This is a genomic window from Alcanivorax sp. DSM 26293, assembly GCF_900107995.1.
Taxonomy (GTDB): Bacteria; Pseudomonadota; Gammaproteobacteria; order Pseudomonadales; family Alcanivoracaceae; genus Alcanivorax.
Map to the genome: position 1 here is coordinate 283,878 of NZ_FNUM01000004.1, position 18,636 is coordinate 302,513.

Below are 18,636 nucleotides of genomic sequence, written 5' to 3' on the forward strand. Positions count from 1 at the left end.
AACGGCAATGCCCCGCATGAAAAATCAGAAACGCCACCGTCGCTGCATGACCAGAAATGCAAAGGATGCAGACCAGGTGATCAATATCAGTCCGTTCAACGCCTCGACCCCGGCAATCAAACGCAACGTGCCCAGCGGATACAGGTCGCCAAGACCCAGGGAGGTATAGCAAGCGGTGGAAAAATACAGATGATCCAGAAAGCTGCCATCAACCGCACCGGCCAGGTTCATGGCGGTATCGCCCTGGTCCAGAATCAGATAGACCCAGGCATAAAGCGTTACCTCAACCATGTGGGCAACGAACATAACCATAACCACCAACAGGATCTCGCCACGGAAATCCGGCCAGCGTTTGAGCAGTGCGGACAATCCCGCCAGGGTCCAGTAGTGCAATGTTACGGTGGCCAGCACCATGGCCAGGCTGACCATGGACGCGAACATCACCTCACTCATCACCGCACTGTCCGCCATCATGCTAGCGCAGCCCGGCAATCACCGGCGCACTGTCCGGACGCCAGCCTCGCCAGATTTCGAAGGCCTCGGCAGCCTGCTCCACCAACATGCCCAGGCCATCGGCGGTGGCGGCGGCGCCCTGTTGTTGTGCCCAGACCATAAAGGGTGTCGGCTCGCTGCCGTACACCATGTCATAGGCCACGGCATCAGCCGCCAGCAATCCCTCGGGAAGAGCCGGCATGTCACCCTGGAGGCCGGCAGAAATGGCATTGATAACCAGATCGAACTGACCGGTGAGGGTATCCAGGCCGCTACCCAGCACCGGGGGATTCTTTCCATCCATAAAACCGCGGGCCAGGATCGCCGCCTTCTCTTCCGTGCGGTTGGCAATGCGCACCAGCGTCGGCGCTTCCGCCAGCAGGGGGCCCATCACGCCACGCACCGCACCCCCCGCACCCAGCACCAGCACCCGCTTTCCCTGAATGTCCCAGCCCAGATTGTCACGGATATCCTTGACCATGCCGGCCCCATCGGTGTTATCGCCATGGAGCTGTTCGCCATCCCACCACAGGGTATTCACCGCCCCCGCCAGGCCGGCGCGCTCGGTGACCGCGTCACAGAGATCGAAGGCCTGCTCCTTGAAAGGCACGGTCACATTGGCGCCAAGCCCCCCCTCGTTACGAAAGGCTTTCACCGCCCCGGCAAAGTCTTGCAGCGGCGCTTCGCGTTTTTCATAGCGCAGATCCTCATCACGCTGGGCGGCAAACGCATGATGAATATCCGGCGACCGGGAATGGGCCACCGGATTGCCGAACACACAATACAAGGCCGTCATAACCACTCCCGATGGATCAGAAATTTCCGGTAGAGCTCGCTCTCCGCACTGTCCGGCTGCGGGTGCCAGTCATAGTCCCAACGTACCAGTGGAGGCAGCGACATGAGGATGGATTCGGTGCGCCCACCGGACTGCAGTCCGAAGAGGGTGCCGCGATCATAGACCAGATTGAATTCCACATAGCGACCGCGGCGATAGAGCTGGAACTGACGCTCCCGATCACCGTATTCATGGTCTTTTCGCCGCGCCACGATAGGGCGATAGGCCGGAATGTAGGCGTCACCAACGCTGCGCATCAGCGCAAAGCTGGTCTCGAAATCAAAACGATTCAGGTCGTCGAAAAACAGTCCTCCCACCCCACGGGGCTCGTCGCGATGCTTGATATGGAAATAATCATCACACCAGCGCTTGAACTCCGCATAGAGGCCTTCACCGAAAGGATCACAGGCTGTTTTGGCAGTCTGGTGCCAATGCACCACATCCTCTTCGAAGCCATAAAAAGGGGTAAGATCAAAGCCACCACCGAACCACCACACCGGCGCTTCGCCGTCTTTCTCGGCAACAAAGAAACGGACATTGGCATGGCTGGTGGGTACGTAGGGGTTCTTCGGATGGATGACCAGCGACACCCCCATGGCCTGAAAACTGCGGCCCGCCAGCTCCGGCCGTGCGGCAGTGGCGGAAGGCGGCAACTGGCTGCCGAACACATGGGAGAAGTTCACGCCGCCTTTTTCGATCACGGCACCGTTTTCCAGCACCCGACTGCGGCCACCGCCTCCCTGCTCCCGATCCCAGCTCTCTTCACGGAAAGTGGCGCTGCCATCTTCCTCGGCCAGTTCCTCGCAAATGCGATCCTGAAGGCCCAGCAGGTAGTCTTTCACCGCCTGCAGTGATACCTCTGACATGCCGTCTCCCGGTTTGAATACGTGGCTTAAGCCCGCAAGATGCGGCCACTTTCCAGATCAATGATGGTAGAGGGTTTGGCGGCGCGGTCACAGACACCACTGACAATAAAGTCCAGGCGTTCGCCAAGCTGACGGGCCACCTGGAACTGATTGCGGGCCGCCGGGCGGCCACTGATATTGGCACTGGTGGAGATGATCGGATGGCCCACCGCCCGACACAGGTCACGGGCCAGGGGATGATCCGGTACCCGCACCGCCACCTTGCTGAAGGCACCGCGTACCCAGGCGGGGACGTTCTCCCCGGCCTCGACCAGATAGGTGCGCGGCGCCGGCCATTGCCCGGCCAGCTGCTCATGCTCACTGTCTGTCAGCCGCAGGTAAGGGGCCAGCTGGGACAGATCCGCACCGATCAGAATCAGGCCTTTGCTTACCGGACGCTCCTTGATCGCCAGCAGATGCATGACCGCAGATTCATTAAAGGGATCACAGCCGAGACCGTAAACCGACTCGGTGGGGTAAGCCACCACCCCCCCGGCCTGAATAATCTGTGCCGCGCTATGCAGATGCTGATACATGACGAGCTCGCCCTGAGAGAAAGACGGGAAAATACCTTGCATCACAGGCCGGCTCAAGTCGCAGCCGCAATGGCATCCGGGTTTACAGGGGAACCCGCGTCACACGGACCGCGGCGAGGGCGTTTTTTCCCTCCTCCACTTCCGTGGTTTCACACTCCACCTCTTCGCCGGGGAGGAACTCCCACTCCTCGTCCTGCGGCATGGTGCCGATAATCCGGTAGCGCCTGCCGTCAACATGGACTGCCTCCACCGCGCGCCACTCGCCCTGTCCTCGCAACAGGGGCACATAGATCTCGAACATGGCACACCTCGAACACAGACTCTGAACTTCCACCCTCCGCCCCACGCCGGAAAAGGTCAAATCCGAGAATCCACTGCCATGCCCGGACTAGGCCGCGCCACTGCGCTTCAGGTAGCCCCCGGCCACCCGCTCCACCCAGCCCTCGAGTTCCAGGTCGGCAAGCTGCCCGGCCAGCTCGGTTATCGGCAATCCCGTGCGGGCTTGCAGGGAATCCAGAGAGTTGAGGCCGCCGGTCAGATGCTGAAGCAACCCGGGCTGATCCGGCGCCCGGATTTCAGCGGCTTCGACGCTGCGCCGAAAGTCACCGAAGGCGTGGAAAATATCCTCTCTGCTCTCCAGCCAGCTGGCCCCGTCACGCAACAGCTGGTGACAGCCCTTGCTCAGGGGATTATGGATACTGCCCGGAATGGCAAACACTTCACGCCCCTGTGCCAGCGCCGTTCGCGCAGTGATCAGTGAACCACTCTTGATGGCCGCCTCCACCACGATGGTGCCCAGGCTGAGCCCGCTGATTACCCGGTTACGCTGGGGAAACTGGCCGGGCAGGGGCGGTGCGCCAGGGGCAAACTCCGTGACCAGCGCCCCACCGGTCTCCACGATCTGCCCGGCAAGGAGCGCATTTCGGGGTGGGTAAATTCGATCCGGCCCGCTGCCCAGCACCGCCACCGTGCGGCCCGTACTGAGCGCACCGCGGTGAGCCGCAGCATCCACACCCAGGGCCAGCCCACTGACAATCACAAAGCCACCGGCGGCCAGATCCCGGGCAAAGCGGCGACTGTTATCCAGCCCATCCGCAGAGGCATTACGCGCACCGACCATGGCAAGGCCGGGCGCATTGAGCGCTTCCACACAGCCACGTACCGCCAGCACCCCGGGGGGATCGACAATCCGGGCAAGCAGGGATGGATAGTCCGCATCACCGAGGGCCAGCCAGCGCCATCCCTGCTCACGCAGGTGCTCGTAGTGGACGGCCAGGGAGCCGGTATTGTCCAGCAGCTTGCGACGTGCTTTCAGGCCAGCGGGCAACAGGGGCAGAAAATCGGCCAGCGCGGTGCTGTCGATGGATTGCTGTTTGAGTGCACGGCCCAGGGCCGCGGACGACGGGGAAAACAACGCCTGCAACAGCAGGCGTTTGTATTGTCCGTCCATCGCTCACCTCCTTGTGTGCGTTTGACGGGTTGTCAGGGGCCAGGACCCCGGCGGTGAGCGCTACCGCAAATGGATTGTCAGTAGCTACCTGCCGGACTCTCGGCGATATCGTTCATGTAGATGGGGCGTGTGGACTCCATGATCAAGCCATAGCTGACCTTGTCAAAGACCCGGAAGATCACCATGGAGCCGGTTCTTTCTCGGGGCAGCCGCACCATATCGCCACGCTGGCGATCACGGACGGCTTCACCCTGACCGAACACATCCAGCACATTGCCTTCTTTCAGGCCATCGCGCAGCCCCTTGTTGACTACCACCACGTCATTACGTGCCACGCTGCTGATACGGTCAAAGAAGCGAATCACCTTGCCTTCGATCTTGGTGTCCGGGGCCGACGGATAGAGCACGGAACGCACCCGGCGATCCTCGGTGGAGAAAAGACGATCATCGATGCGCAGATCTTCACTGGAGCGGGTAACCCGCAACGTCAGCATATCTTCATCATGGTCGGCCACACGGCCCAGACCGATCTGACGGGCTTCATAACCCAGCACTTCATTGGTGTCCGGATCGACATATTGCTCGCCCACCCGGTAAAAGCCGTAGCCGCGCTGCAGATCCGCCCATTCATCTTTCACATCCCGGGCATAAACGGTATCCCCCTCACCGAAAATCACCCGACGGTCCCGGCCCCCGACAATATACGGCGCCTCGGCAATCTCCTCACGGCTGACCACCAGGCCTTCCTTCAAGTAGGCGGCGATGGCACCGGCGGGGATCGCAGGAATCGCTTCATCATTGGCGATTTCACGCACTTTCGGCGTGAGTTTGACGGTACCATTCGGCAGGGTCTTTTCTTCCACGCCCCGTTTCACGGAAAGACGTGGCTCGCCATTCACATAGGTCAGGCGAATTTCATCGCCAGGATAGATCAGGTGGGGATTGCGGATTTCTTCATTGATCTGCCAGATCTCTGGCCATTGCCAGGGTTCTTCCAGAAAACGGGCACTGATATCCCACAGGGTATCGCCATTCTTGACGAAATATTTGCCGGGATGCCCGTCTTTGAGCATGACCTGGGCAGCCGCCAGGCCGGATAAAGACACTAACAGCCCGAAGGCCAGGGCGCGCTGGACCGATTTCATCATCATCGGATTCCTTTTATCATTATTGGACTCATCCCCAAGAGCTGCCGTGGGCCGGTTTTTACGGACACGGTTTCTTTTGGATATTAGCAATGCGATCATATATTTAGCAACCGAAATTCGAGTGCTATCGCAACTTCCGAGAAGGTACATGGCCAAACTGGAAATACTGGAATTCCCTGATCCCAGGCTACGCACGGTAGCAAAGCCGGTGGAAAAGGTAGATGACGAGCTTCGCAAACTCATCGACGACATGTTCGAAACCATGTACGCCTGCCCGGGCATCGGTCTGGCGGCCACTCAGGTGAACGTACATCAACGGCTGATCGTGATGGACCTGTCCGAAGATCAGTCCCAGCCACGGGTTTTCATCAACCCGGAGATCACACCGCTCACCGATGAGCTGGCCCCTTATGAAGAGGGCTGCCTGTCGGTCCCCGGCTTTTACGAGAAGGTACAGCGCCCGGCCCGGGTACGCATCAAGGCCCTGGACCGGGACGGCAACGCCTTCGAGGAAGAGGCGGACGAACTTCTGGCCACCTGCATCCAGCATGAGATCGATCATCTGGACGGCAAGTTGTTTGTGGACTACGTATCCCGGCTGAAGCGTGATCGCATCAAGAAGAAGCTGGAAAAACTGCACCGTCAGCAGGCTTGAGAGAGTTGCAAGTTGAAAGTTCAAAGTTGAAAAGCGCGGGCAAGTGCCAGGTTAGCCTGCTTGCCGTGCCCGCGCTCTTACCTCGCAGCGCGGGCAAAGCCCGTGATTCCATGGCACCGCTCTCGAGCCGCGTTTCAACTTTAAACTTTTAACTTTCAACTCATCCGAACCACAACCACCACCCGAGGCTCACCTTGAAACCCTTACGCCTTGCCTTCGCCGGCACCCCGGATTTCGCCGCCGCCAGCCTGCGGGCGGTACTCGACAGTGACCACCAGGTGGTTGCCGTACTGACCCAGCCGGACCGGGCCGCCGGGCGCGGCAAGAAAGTCCAGCAAAGCCCGGTCAAGGTACTGGCCGAAAGCCACCAGATTCCCGTGCTGCAGCCGGAAAACCTGAAGGGCGAGGACATCCGCCAGCAACTGCGTGATTTGAATCTGGACGCCCTGGTGGTGGTGGCTTACGGCCTGATCATTCCCCAGGCGGTGCTGGATATTCCCCGCCTGGGTTGCTTAAACGTGCACGGCTCCCTGTTGCCCCGCTGGCGCGGCGCCGCCCCTATCCAGCGCGCCATCACCGTGGGCGACACGGAAACCGGCAATACCATCATGCAGATGGAAGCGGGCCTGGACACCGGCCCCATGTTGCTAAGCGAAAGCCTGCCGATTGGCGATAGCGAAACTGGTGGCGAGCTGCACGACCGACTCGCCGCCCAGGGCGCCCGCCTGCTGGTAACCGTACTGAACGATCTGGAGCACTACCTGGCCAACGCTACCGCGCAACCGGACGACGGCGTCACCTACGCCCACAAACTCAGCAAGGCGGAAGCACGGCTGGATTTCCGCTTGCCCACCCGCGCGCTTTACAACCGCATTCGTGCCTTCAATCCCTTTCCGGTGAGCTGGGTACCCCTGAACGGTCAACCCATGCGTATCTGGAAAGCCAGCGAAAGCCCCCAGCCCGGCCAGGACAGCGATGAACCCGGCCACATCCTCAACGTGGACGACAGCGGCATCCAGGTGGCCACCGGCGATGGCGTGCTGACTCTTGAAGAACTGCAATTGCCCGGCAAGCGTCGCATGGCCGTGGCCGACCTGCTTCGCGGCAACCCGGATCTGTTCAAGGTCGGCGAACCGCTGGGTGACTCCATTGACAACGTCTGACCCGCGCCTGACCGCGGTACGCGCCCTCAACCGGGTGCTGCCCGGCAAAGGCGACGGGGAAAGCCTGCGCGAAGTGCTGCGCGACTTTCCCCTGCAGGGCGCCGACGGCGGCCTGATGCGCGATATCTGCTTTGGCGTCTGCCGGCACCTTCGGCCCCTCAACCACTGGCTCAACCAGCAACTGGGCAAACCCCTCAAAGCCAGCGCCCAACCGGTGCGGCTGGCCCTGCTGTCCGGGCTTTACGAGCTCTGGTTCAGCGACCGCCCGGCCCACGCCATCGTCAACGCCTACCCCCAGCTGTGTCGCAAACTCAAAGCCCCCTGGGCCGCCGGGCTCAGCAATGCCATTCTGCGCAAGGCCAGCAAGCTGACGATTGACGATGCCGTCGCCGACGCCAGCCCCAACATCCGGCTCAGCCTGCCGGACTGGCTGTTCAAGCGCTGGCAACAGGACTGGCCCGTCGAGGCCGAAGCCATGGCCCGGGCCAACCTGCAAACACCGCCTTTCACCCTGCGGGTCAATCGCCGCCAGCAGCAGCGGGCCGGCGCCATTGCCGCCCTGGGTGACGGCGCCCGCCCCGGCGAACTGTCCCCCTGGAGCATCTACCTGAGCCCGGCACGGCCGGTATTCCAGCTGCCCGGTTTTGAGCAGGGCGCCCTGTCGGTCCAGGACGAAGCCGCCCAGTTGCCCGGCGAGGTGCTGCAATGCCCGCCTGGCGGCCGCATTCTCGACGCCTGTGCCGCCCCCGGCGGCAAAACCGGGCAGCTCTGTGAGAAATTCCCGGATGCCGACGTGGTCGCCCTGGAACTGGAAGGCAAGCGGCTGGCGCGCATCCGCGAAAACCTGGCCCGCCTCAACGCTGACATCACTCTGCTGCAGGGCGATGCCAGCGACCCGCAGAGTTGGTGGGACGGCACCCCCTTCGATGCCATCCTGCTGGATGCCCCCTGCTCTGCCACCGGCATCCTGCGCCGCCAGCCGGATGTAAAATGGCACCGCAAGGCGTCGGACATTCCTGCACTGGTTGATTTACAAGCGCGCATGCTGGATGCACTATGGCCGCTGCTCAAACCCGGCGGCATGCTGGTGTATGCCACCTGTTCGGTACTGCGGGACGAAAACGACCACCAGGTCAGCGCCTTCCTGCAACGCCAGCCACAGGCCCGGGATGTGACGCCACGGCCGGAAGGGGCCACAATGGTGAGCGCGGGATGGCAGCTGTTCCCGCAACATCATGGGCCAGACGGTTTCTATCTGGCGTGTTTGCGCAAGGAATCGGGGGCGCTAGCGTAGTCCATGAAGATTATTATTCTCGGTGCCGGCCAGGTGGGCGGCACCCTGGCCGAAAACCTGGCCAACGAGCGCAACGACATCACCGTCATCGACACCGATGCGGAACGGCTGCGCGAACTGGGCGACCGCCTGGATATCGGCACCGTGCACGGCATGGGCTGTTACCCGGCGGTACTCAAGGATGCCGGCGCGGAAGACGCGGACATGCTGATCGCGGTCACCAATTCCGACGAGGTGAACATGATCGCCTGTCAGGTGGCCTACTCCCTGTTCCGCACCCCCTCGAAAATCGCCCGTATCCGCACCGCCCACTACACCAGCCGCGCCGACAAGCTGTTCAACGAAAACGCCCTGCCCATCGATGTGATCATCAGCCCCGAGCAGGTGGTCACCGACTATATCAAGCGGCTTATCGAGCACCCCGGCGCCCTGCAGGTGGTCAACTTTGCCGGTGGCCGGGTACAGCTGGTGGCGGTCCGTGCCTATTACGGCGGCCCCCTGGTAGGTAACGAGCTGCGCGAGCTGCGCAAACACATGCCCAATGTGGACACCCGGGTTGCCGCCATCTTCCGTCGCGGCCGCCCCATCATTCCCGAAGGCAACACGGTGATCGAAGCGGACGACGAGGTCTTCTTCATCGCTGCCAAGAACGATATCCGTGCGGTAATGAGCGAACTGCGCCGGCTGGAGCACAACTACAAGCGCGTCCTGATTGCCGGCGGCGGCAACATCGGTTACCGACTCGCCAAGAGCATCCAGCACCGCTACAACGTGAAAGTGCTTGAGCGCAGTCCTGGCCGCGCGGAATGGCTGGGTGAAAAACTGCACCAGACCGTGGTACTCCAGGGCCTGGCCACGGACCGGGACGAACTGCTCAAGGCCAACATCGAGAACACCGATGTGTTCTGTGCCCTGACCAACGATGACGAAGCCAACATCATGGCCTCACTGCTGGCCAAGCGGCTGGGGGCGCGCAAGGTGATGACGCTGATTTCCAACCCGGCCTATGTGGATCTGGTCCAGGGCCACGATATCGACATCGCCATCTCGCCCCAGCAATCCACCATCGGCAGCCTGCTCAGCCATGTGCGCCGCGGCGATGTGGTCAACGTGTACTCCCTGCGCCGGGGGGCGGCAGAAGCCATCGAGGCGATTGCCCACGGGGACAGCAAATCCTCGAAAGTGGTGGGCCGGGCCATCGAGGATATCGACCTGCCGGAAGGCACCACCATTGGCGCCATCGTGCGCGGCGAAAAGGTGCTGATTGCCCACGATGATGTGGTCATTGAACCGGACGACCACGTGATCCTGTTCCTGATCGACAAACGCCGCACCCGGGACGTGGAAAAACTGTTCCAGGTCGGGTTTACCTTCTTCTAACGGCCGAGGCCACGCCAGCGCATGCATTTTGCACTGATCTCGAAAATTCTCGGCCTGCTACTGGTGGTGTTCAGCTTCACCATGATGCCGCCTGTCGCCGTGTCCTACTGGTATCAGGAAGGCAGCGAAGGCCCCTTCCTGGTGTCGTTCGTGATCACCCTGCTCCTCGGGCTGGCCCTGTGGCTGCCCTTCTTCAAGCACAAGGAAGAGCTGCAGACCCGCGACGGCTTCCTGGTGGTCACCCTGTTCTGGTCCGTGCTGGGCGTCATCGGGGCCTTGCCGCTGTATATCAGCAACGACGTGCCGGTGGGCTTCACCGATGCGGTGTTTGAATCCGTTTCCGGGCTGACCACCACCGGCGCCACCATTCTGTCCGGCATTGATTTTCTGCCCAAATCCATCCTTTTCTACCGCCAGCAACTGCAATGGCTGGGCGGCATGGGGGTGGTAGTCCTGGCGGTGGCCATTCTGCCCATGCTCGGCGTGGGCGGCATGCAGCTGTACAAGGCAGAAATTCCCGGCCCCATGAAGGATGCCAAACTCACCCCGCGCATCGCCGAAACCGCCAAAGCCCTGTGGCTGCTGTATCTCTTTATCACCGTCGCCTGCGCCGTCCTTTACTGGGCGGCGGGGATGACCATTTTCGATGCCATCTGTCACAGCTTCAGCACCGTGGCCACCGGCGGTTTCTCCACCCATGACGCCTCCATGGCCTACTGGGACAACCCCTGGATCGACTGGACCGCCACCCTGTTCATTCTTATCGGCGGTCTCAACTTTGCCCTGCACTTTGCGGTCTGGCGGGGCCGCTCATTGATCGCCTATGTGCGCGATCCGGAATTCCGCTTTTTCATGACCCTGTTCCTGCTTTATACCGCGCTCATCACTGTCGGGCTGCTGGCCTTCGAGGTGGATGTGACCGCCGATGACGCCCTGCGCCATTCCGCCTTCCAGGTGGCCTCTTTCAGCACCGGCACCGGGTTGACCAGCACCAACGCCGCCGCCTGGCCAGGCTTTATTCCCTACCTGCTGATCTTCACCAGCTTCATCGGCGGCTGTGCCGGCTCCACCGGCGGCGGCATGAAGGCAGTGCGTGCCGCCCTGGTGTTCCACCACAGCATCCGCGAGCTGCGCCGGCTGATCTATCCCAATGGCATGTTCGCCTTGCGCTTTGGCCGCCACTCGGTACCCGACCGGGTGCTCCAGGCCGTATGGGGCTTTGTGGGGGTCTATATCACCCTGTCGGTCATCTTCACCTTGCTGTTCACCCTCACCGGCATGGATCTGACCACCGCGGTCAGCGCCGTTGCGGCCAGCCTCAACAACCTGGGCGTGGGTATCGGCCAGGTGGGTGGTGGCTTTGCCAACATCACCGACAGCGCCAAGTGGATGATGACGGTACTGATGGTGGCCGGGCGACTGGAAGTCTTTACCTTGCTGGTGCTATTTACGCCCATGTTCTGGCGACAGTGAAAAAGCAATTAATAGTTAACAGTGAATAGTTAATAGTTGCGCGGGGGGAGCCCTGCCAACGGCAAGGCCGTGCCCACCAGGAAAAGCCCACCCAACCTTTCTACATTACCGCTGTAGGAATGGAGCGTAGCGGAGTAACGCACGAAGTGCGGCCCGAAGGGTGAGCGCAGCGAATGAGGCCGCTTGAGGCAGGAAGTGGTTAACAGAAGCACCGCTATTCGCGATGCAAGCATCTGCTCCCGCAGTGGCTTTGCAGAAACGCAAAAGCCCCGGCATTGCCGGGGCTTTTGGTTTGCGCTATCCGCTGTGTCACGGCGTCATGCTACTGGCTCTTCTCAAGCAGCCTGCAGAAATCGATCAGCAATTGGCGGTTCTTTTCATCAAGTGCACGGAAGTGACGCTGCAACTTCCCCATGTCGGTTTCCCAACCCGCAGGGGCAGGTTCGCCCACCCGGTTAGCCGATGCCGCCTCTTCATATTCCCGGTATAAATCAGACACGCGAGTGTCCAGGGATTTGGCCAACGCCTCCAGAAGCGCAACAGAAGGCTGCTGCATGCCGCGCTCCACCCGTGACAGATTGCTGGGATCAGTACCGGCTCGATAAGCCACCTCTTCCAGTGTTTCTCCCATCTTCAGACGGTAACGCTTGAGTATCTCGCCGATTGTCATGGCTGGATTTTCCAAAGCTGTCGGCATTGACACCATGCAAATCCGCACCTAGTATTTTGCGTATTACGCAAATCATCCGGTAACCACGACGGAGCAAGGGACGCACACGATATATCAAGGCGGAGGCAAGGTAAGCAGGATGCTTGGAAAATGGTTTGGCCAACGGAAGGTGCCACCACGACCTCAGTTCATAGCCCGGCAAGAACTCCACACCCTGGACCTTGAGCGCTACACTACGGTCTACGCCTATGGCTGCTCATCGCAAGTCTCCATGCTGATATGGCGCAGCAATACGCTTTGCTATAACCGCATGTTGACCGCCAACCCTGCCTCACCGCAGGAGGGCGAATTATTCATAGCGCTGCCAAACCTGCAAGACAGCCACCTGCAACCGCTGCTACGCCAGCTTGCCGCGCTTGACCCCCTGGACGAACAGCGACTCTGTGTTCCTCTGACTATTACCCCACTGAAAACCCTTCACCAGCGGTGGCTGGCGTTGCGCAACAAGACCCTGGGTTACTAGGCCCTTACCAAAGTCATTGCCCGTAACCGAAAAGGCCCCGGCGAATGCCAGGGCCTTTCGGGTTCAGCTATCAGTGATCCGTTGCAATGCGTCATTGCCTTCAGGCGATATTGTTCACCCGCTTGGATTCACGGAACAGCTGGTCCAGCTCGCCTTCGTAGTAGGCTTCCACCCGCGGGTTCATCACTTTCTTCCACAGCGGCGGAATCATGGCCAGTACATACATGGTGGCGTAACCGGCCGGCAGCTGCGGACTCTCGTCGTAATGACGCAGCACCTGGTAACGACGCTTGGCATAGGCGTGGTGATCGCTGTGACGCTGCAGCTGGAACAGGGCCAGGTTGGTCAGCAGGTAGTTGGAGTTCCAGCTGTGGGCCGGCGTCACCCGCTCGAAGCGACCTTTCTCGTTCACACGACGGTGCAGGCCGTAGTGCTCAATGTAGTTGATGATTTCCAGTGCCAGGGCCGCGAAGAAGCTCTGACCCAGGAAGAACACCACACCCTGCCAGCCCCACAGCAGCCCGAAGGTCACCGCGAACAGGGCAGAAATGCTGTACCACCAGATCAGCTCGTTATGAATGCTGAAATTCTTTTTGCCCTTACGCTCCAGATATTCCTTCTCCAGACGCCAGGCATTCTTGAAGTTGCGCACAAACGCTTTCGGCAGAAAGTCATAAAGAGACTGGTTATAACGGCTGGAAGACGCGTCATCCGGGGTGGAAACATGCACATGGTGACCGCGAACGTGCTCTACCTTGAAACCGGCATAGGTCACGGTGGACAGCAGCAGGCCGCCCATCCAGTTTTCCACCTTGGGGTCCTTGTGAATCAACTCATGGCCCAGGTTGATGGCGATGATGCCGCCCACGGTACCGATGGAAACGATCCAGCCGATCTGGCCCAGCAAACCATAGTCATTGGTCATGAAGACGTGGCCTGCGTAGAACAGCACCGCGATCCACACAAAACCCATGGCAATGGCGGACACCCGGTAGAAGATTTCTTCACTCATGGTGGGCACTTGTACCGCCTCATCGGGATTGGTCGGGTCTTTGCCGACCAGGAAATCCAGAATCGGGATAATTCCGAAGATGAAGATGTACATAAACCACGCCCAGTAGTCCTGGGTACCGCTTTCAACACCCACGTAGGCCGAGAACGGCACCAGCGGTACCATCAGCGCCCAGAACGTCAGGTAGCCGTATTTTTTCATTTTTAGCATTACGTCAGCATTCATGCTCTCGAACATGGCTCATACCTCGCTAGTTCAAGCCAAAAGTAACAGTCTTCAATGTGACGGTCAGACTATCCCTGATTTCTTGAATTGTCAAACAACTCAATTAGTGACATAGTAATGCCCTCGGAGGATAATTCTCGCCGAAGCCGAAAAGGACCGTTGTCATGTCGTTGAAAGCCGTCAGCCTGAGCGAACAGATTGCCCAGCACCTGGCCGAGCAAATCATCACCGGCACCCTGGCCCCCGGGGCACGATTGCCGGAAAACGAGCTGGCCAAACAGCTCGATGTGAGCACTAACTCACTTCGTGAGGCCTTTCGTGTGCTGGAAAAACAGCATCTGATCGAGCTGCAACCGCGCAAGGGCGCGCGGGTCTGCGACGTGAGCGACGAGCAAGTCCACGACCTTTACGACTTCCTGTTCATGCTGCTGTCGCGATTGGCCGGCCAGGCCGCCAGCAACTGGATGCCGGGCCAGATCGAAGATCTGGTGGAGATGCTGCCGCAGCTGGAACAGCACTATCAGGGCAACGATCTACCCGCCGCCCATCAGCTGGCATTCCGCTTTGTGGAGCTGGCCACGGAACGTTTCGCCAACAACCGCTACCTGGCTGACGACATCATCGACCTGATCCCTCTCCTGAAGCGCTATACCTTTATTGCCCTGCAGGAAGAGACCTCTGAATTCGATGTGTCCCTGCAGCTATTCAAGCGCTTGCTGATCAATGTGGTGGGCCGCAATGCCGAGGAAGCGGCGGCGGACATTCGCGAATACGGTGACAACCAGTACCAGATCGTACTGCGCGCCATCGCCAAACGCCGTAATGCAGCGTAGAAGCAGCTGCAAGCTGCAAGCTGCAAGCTGCAAGCTGCAAGCTGCAAGCAAGAGGCTCTCACCCTGAGCCACACATACAACGGTTAAACTGCACTTTGTTTTCCTTGTAGCTTGCGGCTTGAAGCTTGTAACTGACTTCCCCACACAATCCCCACAAAGCCTCCTTGTTGGCTTGCCATGCTGGCCCCCATCACAAGGAGGCCACCATGAAACTGACGTTTTTCTTCTCGCTACTGCTGCTGACACTCACCGCCCGGGCGGACTGGCAAGACGAGGCTGCCACCGGCGCCTTGCTGCTGGCGGATGACCGGGCACATATCACCGCCGCCACCCTGCTCGACACTGACGCTCACATCACCGTCAGCGGCCCGCTGGCGCGGGTCACGCTCACCCAGCGCTTCCACAACCCCAGCCAGCAATTTCGCGAGGGGCGCTACCTGTTCCCGCTGCCGGAGAACGCCGCCGTAGACGGCATGGTGCTGACCATCGGAGACAGACGCATCGTCGGTCGCATCGACAGGAAGGCCGCAGCGGAACAGACCTACCGGGAGGCCCGCGCCAGCGGCAAGAAAGCCAGCCTGGTCAGCCAGCAACGCCCCAACCTGTTCACCACCGCCGTGGCCAATATCGCTCCCGGCGAAACCGTGCAGGTGGAACTCCATTTCCAGCAGACCCTGAACGTGGACGGGCACCGCTTTCAGTTGCGCCTGCCACTGACCCTGACGCCGCGCTTCACCCCAGCCACGGAAACACCCCATCCGCTGGATTCCCTGCTGCGCAATACGGTGGCTAACCCCGGCGGCACCGCCGAGGCCGGCACCGCGTCGGTCCACATCGATCTGGATGCCGGCAGCCGCCTGGCCACCCTGGGCAGCCCCAGCCATGCCATCCACTCGCAACGCCACGGGCGGCGCTACACCATCACCCCGAAAGCCGGCCCGGTACCCATGAACCGGGACCTGCTGCTCAACTGGGAACTGGAAGACACCGGCGAACCGCTGGCCACCAGTTTTTATGAGCAAATCGACGGCGAGCACTATGCCCTGCTGATGGTGGTTCCACCGGAAACCGGCCAGGCGACCACCCTGCCCCGGGAAACCCTGTTTATCATCGACAGCTCCGGCTCCATGGGCGGCGCCCCCATGCGCCAGGCCAAGGCCAGCCTGCAACTGGCACTGCAACGTCTGAAGCCCGGTGACCGTTTCAACATCACCGATTTCGACAGCCAGCACACCCTGCTGTTTGAACAACCCGCCACCGTCAACGACGCCAGCCGCCAACAAGCGCAAGACTTCGTGGACAGCCTGCAGGCCAGCGGCGGCACCCACATGCTACCCGCCCTCAGCGCCACCCTGAGCCAGAAAGCCAGCGACGGCTACCTGCGCCAGGTGATCTTTATCACCGATGGCGCCGTGGGCAACGAGCACGGTATCTTCCGGGCCCTGCACCAACAGCTCGGCGAAGCGCGCCTGTTCACCGTGGGCATTGGCTCCGCTCCCAACAGCCACTTCATGACCCGCGCCGCCCAGTTCGGCCGCGGCAGCTTTACCTACATCAACGACCAGAATCAGGTACAGCAGGGCATGGACACCCTGTTCCGCCGATTGGAGTCACCGCTGATGCGCAACCTGCAGGTAGCGCTCCCGGACGGCATCGTCGCCGAACACTGGCCGCAAAAACTGCCGGACCTGTACGCCGGCGAGCCACTGTTAGTGGCCATGAAACTCTCAGCCCCCACGGACCAGATCACCGTCAGCGGCTACCGGGACCGGCACTGGCAACAACAGGTGGCGTTGCCTGCCAACGACAACCACCCGGGCACCGGCAGTCTGTGGGCCCGACGCAAGATCGCCGACCTGATGGACCGTATCACCCTGGGCACCCCGGAAGCGGACATCGCCCCACAGATCACCGACGTGGCCCTGCGCCATCAACTGATCAGCCGCTACACCAGCTTTATCGCCGTGGAAGACACCGTGTCCCGCCCGGCCCACGAGCCACTCCTGCCCGATACCGTTCGCAGCCAGGCACCCCATGGCACACAACACCCTGCGGCCTGGCCCGGCACGGCAACACCGGCACCGCTGTTGTGGCGGCTGGCCGGCCTGATGCTGATCGTCAGCCTGCTGCTCTGGCTGCGCCAAGGGAGGCTGCCCCATGGCACGGCTTGAACGCCGCCTGCGGATATTGAGTCTGGCGGCTCTGCTGGGACTGGCAGGCTGGGCCAGCTGGCTGGACGGAAAAGCCTGGCTGGCCCAGCACCTGATTGCCCACGCCTGGCAAACCACCCTGGACCAGGGCGTACCCCAGCGCCCCTGGCCCTGGGCGGACACCTGGCCGGTGGCACGCCTCACCACCCCCGCCGGCAAAACCCTCTATGTGCTGGAAAGCACCAGCGGCGAAGCCCTGGCCTTCGGCCCCGGCCGACTGGCCGGCGGCATCGGCAGTGACCAGGCCCTGACGCTGGCCGGCCACCGGGATACGCACTTTGCCTTTCTGGAAACCCTGGAAAACGGCGATTCGCTCACCGTTCAACGGGCCGACGGCGCCAGGCAACGCTTCCAGGTCAGCAGCCAGGAAGTCGTCGACAGTCAGGCGCACCCATTACAGATCCCCCGCAACGACCGGCAGCTGATCCTGATTACGTGCTACCCCTTCGACGCTCTCACCCCCGGCGGCCCCCTGCGCTACGTCGTCATCGCTACGCTTACGCCGTAGGAGCGTCGCTGGCGGCGCGATCCACGAGCTCATCAGCCACAAGGCCTCAAGAAAAAACCTCTGAACGATAAAAGGAATTCGCATGTTTATCGCCCACCTCCCCGCCGGCTACCTTTTGGCCCGCCAGCTGCTGAAAAAAATCCGCACCCTCCCGGTCTCCCCCAGAGCCGTCACCCTCACCGCTATGGCTGGCGCCGTCGCCCCGGATCTGGACATGCTTTACTTTTATTTAATCGACAACGGCCAGACCCACCACCACAAATACCTCAGCCACTGGCCTATCCTGTGGATCGGCCTGCTGTGTGTCTCTTGGTTGGCAATGGGCCTGATGAAAAGAAAACCGCTCCCCTTTCTCGCCCTGATTTTTTCTGTAGGTGGCTTGCTGCACATTCTTCTGGACAGCGTAGTAGGCGACATCTGGTGGCTGGCCCCCATCGTGGACCAACCCTACGCCCTGTTCACCGTACCCGCTCGCTTCCAGCCCTGGTGGCTCAACTTTGTGCTGCACTGGTCGTTTTTCATTGAGCTATTGATCACTGTCTGGGCGGCAAGAGCATCGTCATCGACGGCCCCTTCACAGAAACCAAGGAACTGATCACTGGCTACACCCTGATACAGGCCAGCTCCCGCGAAGAAACCCTGGCCTGAACAAAACGCTTTCCCAACCCGGCCACCGATGAAGGCATCGGGCAGATTGAAGTGCGGCAGATATTTGAGAAAGAAGATTTTGGTGACAGTGACGCGATTGCGCGATTTGGGAGGATGGGGACGATTGATTAAACCTGAGAAGAATCACCAGGCAGGAGGGCACCACCTCCGTTGGAGCTTTGCTCGCAAAGCGAATCCCTGAAGAATGGACAAGCCCCTTTGCTTTGCGAGCAAAGCTCCAACGCTACCCGACCGCTCATCAAGTCAGTACCATCCAGACACTTCCGGATCAGACTGGCAGGGCCTCAGCCCTCATAGTCACTGCATAGGGAACCTCTGAAAAACTCCCCGACTTTGCCATAATCAGGACTTTCTATCAGCCACTTGCCGGGAATGCCATGAGCCAGCTGACCTTTGCCGAAGCCGAATACGAACACAAGAAGCGCAAGACCCGGCGGGAAGTGTTCCTTGAGAAGTTGGATCAGCTTCTACCCTGGAAGGCGCTGGAGTCTACGATTGCTGTTTATTACGCCTCTGGCAGCACTGGCCGGCCGCCGTATGCGCTATCGAGCATGCTTCGCATTCATGTCATGCAGATCATCTACAACCTGAGTGATCCGGCGATGGAAGATGCCTTGTATGAGATCGAGTCCATGCGCCGTTTCGCAGGGATTCG

The 18,636-nt window shown here is 60.6% G+C and carries 21 protein-coding genes; 12 read left to right on the forward strand and 9 right to left on the reverse strand.

The window, feature by feature from the left end:
* Positions 1–24: 24 nt before the first annotated feature.
* From C4S63_RS09825 to C4S63_RS09855, 7 genes are all read right to left on the reverse strand, one after another.
* Positions 25–474, reverse strand: coding sequence for an ion channel (locus tag C4S63_RS09825; RefSeq protein WP_234999982.1), 450 nt, complete (start codon positions 472–474; stop codon positions 25–27).
* A 1-nt stretch (position 475) separates the two neighbouring features.
* The gene (gene aroE / locus C4S63_RS09830) at positions 476–1,288 is read right to left on the reverse strand and encodes a shikimate dehydrogenase (protein WP_103917448.1); all 813 of its coding nucleotides are present in this window, start codon (positions 1,286–1,288) and stop codon (positions 476–478) included.
* Complete coding sequence (gene hemF / locus C4S63_RS09835) at positions 1,285–2,193, reverse strand: oxygen-dependent coproporphyrinogen oxidase (protein WP_103917449.1); 909 nt, start codon at positions 2,191–2,193, stop codon at positions 1,285–1,287. Before hemF ends, aroE begins: the two co-directional genes overlap by 4 nt.
* 26 nt (positions 2,194–2,219) lie before the next feature.
* The gene (locus C4S63_RS09840) at positions 2,220–2,768 is read right to left on the reverse strand and encodes an L-threonylcarbamoyladenylate synthase (RefSeq protein ID WP_103917450.1); all 549 of its coding nucleotides are present in this window, start codon (positions 2,766–2,768) and stop codon (positions 2,220–2,222) included.
* Between the two features lie 82 nt (positions 2,769–2,850).
* Positions 2,851–3,069 (reverse strand): hypothetical protein, encoded by a 219-nt coding sequence (locus C4S63_RS09845; RefSeq protein ID WP_062814980.1) that lies wholly within the window; start codon positions 3,067–3,069, stop codon positions 2,851–2,853.
* An 87-nt stretch (positions 3,070–3,156) separates the two neighbouring features.
* Positions 3,157–4,218 (reverse strand): DNA-processing protein DprA, encoded by a 1,062-nt coding sequence (gene dprA, locus C4S63_RS09850; RefSeq protein WP_103917451.1) that lies wholly within the window; start codon positions 4,216–4,218, stop codon positions 3,157–3,159.
* A 77-nt stretch (positions 4,219–4,295) separates the two neighbouring features.
* Positions 4,296–5,369 (reverse strand): LysM peptidoglycan-binding domain-containing protein, encoded by a 1,074-nt coding sequence (locus C4S63_RS09855; RefSeq protein WP_103917452.1) that lies wholly within the window; start codon positions 5,367–5,369, stop codon positions 4,296–4,298.
* A gap of 145 nt (positions 5,370–5,514) precedes the next feature.
* On the opposite strand from C4S63_RS09855, the gene def reads away from it, so the two are divergent.
* The 5 genes from def (at position 5,515) to C4S63_RS09880 (ending at position 11,331) form a co-directional block, all read left to right on the forward strand.
* Entirely contained in the window at positions 5,515–6,021 is a 507-nt protein-coding gene (def, locus tag C4S63_RS09860; protein WP_062814983.1) for a peptide deformylase, read from the forward strand.
* Positions 6,022–6,215: 194 nt separating this feature from the next.
* Positions 6,216–7,184: a methionyl-tRNA formyltransferase gene (gene fmt, locus C4S63_RS09865; protein WP_103917453.1), complete on the forward strand. Its 969-nt coding sequence runs from the start codon at positions 6,216–6,218 to the stop codon at positions 7,182–7,184.
* Positions 7,162–8,478, forward strand: a complete 1,317-nt coding sequence (gene rsmB / locus C4S63_RS09870; protein WP_369826416.1) for a 16S rRNA (cytosine(967)-C(5))-methyltransferase RsmB — start codon at positions 7,162–7,164, stop codon at positions 8,476–8,478. The genes fmt and rsmB overlap by 23 nt, the downstream gene beginning before the upstream one ends.
* Positions 8,479–8,481: 3 nt before the next feature.
* On the forward strand, positions 8,482–9,858 hold the full coding sequence (gene trkA, locus C4S63_RS09875; RefSeq protein ID WP_062814986.1) for a Trk system potassium transporter TrkA: 1,377 nt from the start codon (positions 8,482–8,484) through the stop codon (positions 9,856–9,858).
* A gap of 21 nt (positions 9,859–9,879) precedes the next feature.
* Entirely contained in the window at positions 9,880–11,331 is a 1,452-nt protein-coding gene (locus tag C4S63_RS09880; protein WP_062814987.1) for a TrkH family potassium uptake protein, read from the forward strand.
* Between the two features lie 322 nt (positions 11,332–11,653).
* Here the strand turns inward: C4S63_RS09880 and C4S63_RS09885 are convergent, their stop codons facing one another.
* A complete protein-coding gene (locus tag C4S63_RS09885; protein WP_063509027.1) occupies positions 11,654–12,001 on the reverse strand; it encodes a helix-turn-helix domain-containing protein in 348 nt (115 codons plus the stop codon).
* A 139-nt stretch (positions 12,002–12,140) separates the two neighbouring features.
* Here C4S63_RS09885 and C4S63_RS09890 point away from each other — a divergent pair, with 139 nt between their 5' ends.
* On the forward strand, positions 12,141–12,524 hold the full coding sequence (locus C4S63_RS09890) for a hypothetical protein (protein WP_103917455.1): 384 nt from the start codon (positions 12,141–12,143) through the stop codon (positions 12,522–12,524).
* Between the two features lie 100 nt (positions 12,525–12,624).
* Here the strand turns inward: C4S63_RS09890 and C4S63_RS09895 are convergent, their stop codons facing one another.
* A complete protein-coding gene (locus C4S63_RS09895; RefSeq protein WP_062814989.1) occupies positions 12,625–13,773 on the reverse strand; it encodes an alkane 1-monooxygenase in 1,149 nt (382 codons plus the stop codon).
* Between the two features lie 152 nt (positions 13,774–13,925).
* Between C4S63_RS09895 and C4S63_RS09900 the strand changes: the two genes are divergently transcribed.
* The 6 genes from C4S63_RS09900 to C4S63_RS09925 form a co-directional block, all read left to right on the forward strand.
* Positions 13,926–14,594: a GntR family transcriptional regulator gene (locus C4S63_RS09900; protein ID WP_062814990.1), complete on the forward strand. Its 669-nt coding sequence runs from the start codon at positions 13,926–13,928 to the stop codon at positions 14,592–14,594.
* A 206-nt stretch (positions 14,595–14,800) separates the two neighbouring features.
* The gene (locus tag C4S63_RS09905) at positions 14,801–16,765 is read left to right on the forward strand and encodes a marine proteobacterial sortase target protein (RefSeq protein ID WP_103917456.1); all 1,965 of its coding nucleotides are present in this window, start codon (positions 14,801–14,803) and stop codon (positions 16,763–16,765) included.
* A complete protein-coding gene (locus C4S63_RS09910; protein WP_103917457.1) occupies positions 16,752–17,312 on the forward strand; it encodes a class GN sortase in 561 nt (186 codons plus the stop codon). Before C4S63_RS09905 ends, C4S63_RS09910 begins: the two co-directional genes overlap by 14 nt.
* Positions 17,313–17,394: 82 nt before the next feature.
* Positions 17,395–17,907, forward strand: coding sequence for a metal-dependent hydrolase (locus C4S63_RS09915; RefSeq protein ID WP_103917458.1), 513 nt, complete (start codon positions 17,395–17,397; stop codon positions 17,905–17,907).
* Entirely contained in the window at positions 17,874–17,960 is an 87-nt protein-coding gene (locus tag C4S63_RS17640; protein WP_369826418.1) for a hypothetical protein, read from the forward strand. The genes C4S63_RS09915 and C4S63_RS17640 overlap by 34 nt, the downstream gene beginning before the upstream one ends.
* Positions 17,961–18,358: 398 nt before the next feature.
* Positions 18,359–18,636: transposase (locus C4S63_RS09925; protein ID WP_146063374.1), on the forward strand; the 278-nt coding region annotated here is incomplete at its 3' end.

Coding starts and splice junctions, on each gene's coding strand:
- C4S63_RS09825 (WP_234999982.1), bottom strand. CDS start 474: ATGATGGCGGACAGTGCGGTGATGAGTGAGGTGATGTTCGCGTCCATG.
- aroE (WP_103917448.1), bottom strand. CDS start 1,288: ATGACGGCCTTGTATTGTGTGTTCGGCAATCCGGTGGCCCATTCCCGG.
- hemF (WP_103917449.1), bottom strand. CDS start 2,193: ATGTCAGAGGTATCACTGCAGGCGGTGAAAGACTACCTGCTGGGCCTT.
- C4S63_RS09840 (WP_103917450.1), bottom strand. CDS start 2,768: ATGTATCAGCATCTGCATAGCGCGGCACAGATTATTCAGGCCGGGGGG.
- C4S63_RS09845 (WP_062814980.1), bottom strand. CDS start 3,069: ATGTTCGAGATCTATGTGCCCCTGTTGCGAGGACAGGGCGAGTGGCGC.
- dprA (WP_103917451.1), bottom strand. CDS start 4,218: ATGGACGGACAATACAAACGCCTGCTGTTGCAGGCGTTGTTTTCCCCG.
- C4S63_RS09855 (WP_103917452.1), bottom strand. CDS start 5,369: ATGATGATGAAATCGGTCCAGCGCGCCCTGGCCTTCGGGCTGTTAGTG.
- def (WP_062814983.1), top strand. CDS start 5,515: ATGGCCAAACTGGAAATACTGGAATTCCCTGATCCCAGGCTACGCACG.
- trkA (WP_062814986.1), top strand. CDS start 8,482: ATGAAGATTATTATTCTCGGTGCCGGCCAGGTGGGCGGCACCCTGGCC.
- C4S63_RS09880 (WP_062814987.1), top strand. CDS start 9,880: ATGCATTTTGCACTGATCTCGAAAATTCTCGGCCTGCTACTGGTGGTG.
- C4S63_RS09885 (WP_063509027.1), bottom strand. CDS start 12,001: ATGACAATCGGCGAGATACTCAAGCGTTACCGTCTGAAGATGGGAGAA.
- C4S63_RS09890 (WP_103917455.1), top strand. CDS start 12,141: ATGCTTGGAAAATGGTTTGGCCAACGGAAGGTGCCACCACGACCTCAG.
- C4S63_RS09895 (WP_062814989.1), bottom strand. CDS start 13,773: ATGTTCGAGAGCATGAATGCTGACGTAATGCTAAAAATGAAAAAATAC.
- C4S63_RS09900 (WP_062814990.1), top strand. CDS start 13,926: ATGTCGTTGAAAGCCGTCAGCCTGAGCGAACAGATTGCCCAGCACCTG.
- C4S63_RS09905 (WP_103917456.1), top strand. CDS start 14,801: ATGAAACTGACGTTTTTCTTCTCGCTACTGCTGCTGACACTCACCGCC.
- C4S63_RS09910 (WP_103917457.1), top strand. CDS start 16,752: ATGGCACGGCTTGAACGCCGCCTGCGGATATTGAGTCTGGCGGCTCTG.
- C4S63_RS09915 (WP_103917458.1), top strand. CDS start 17,395: ATGTTTATCGCCCACCTCCCCGCCGGCTACCTTTTGGCCCGCCAGCTG.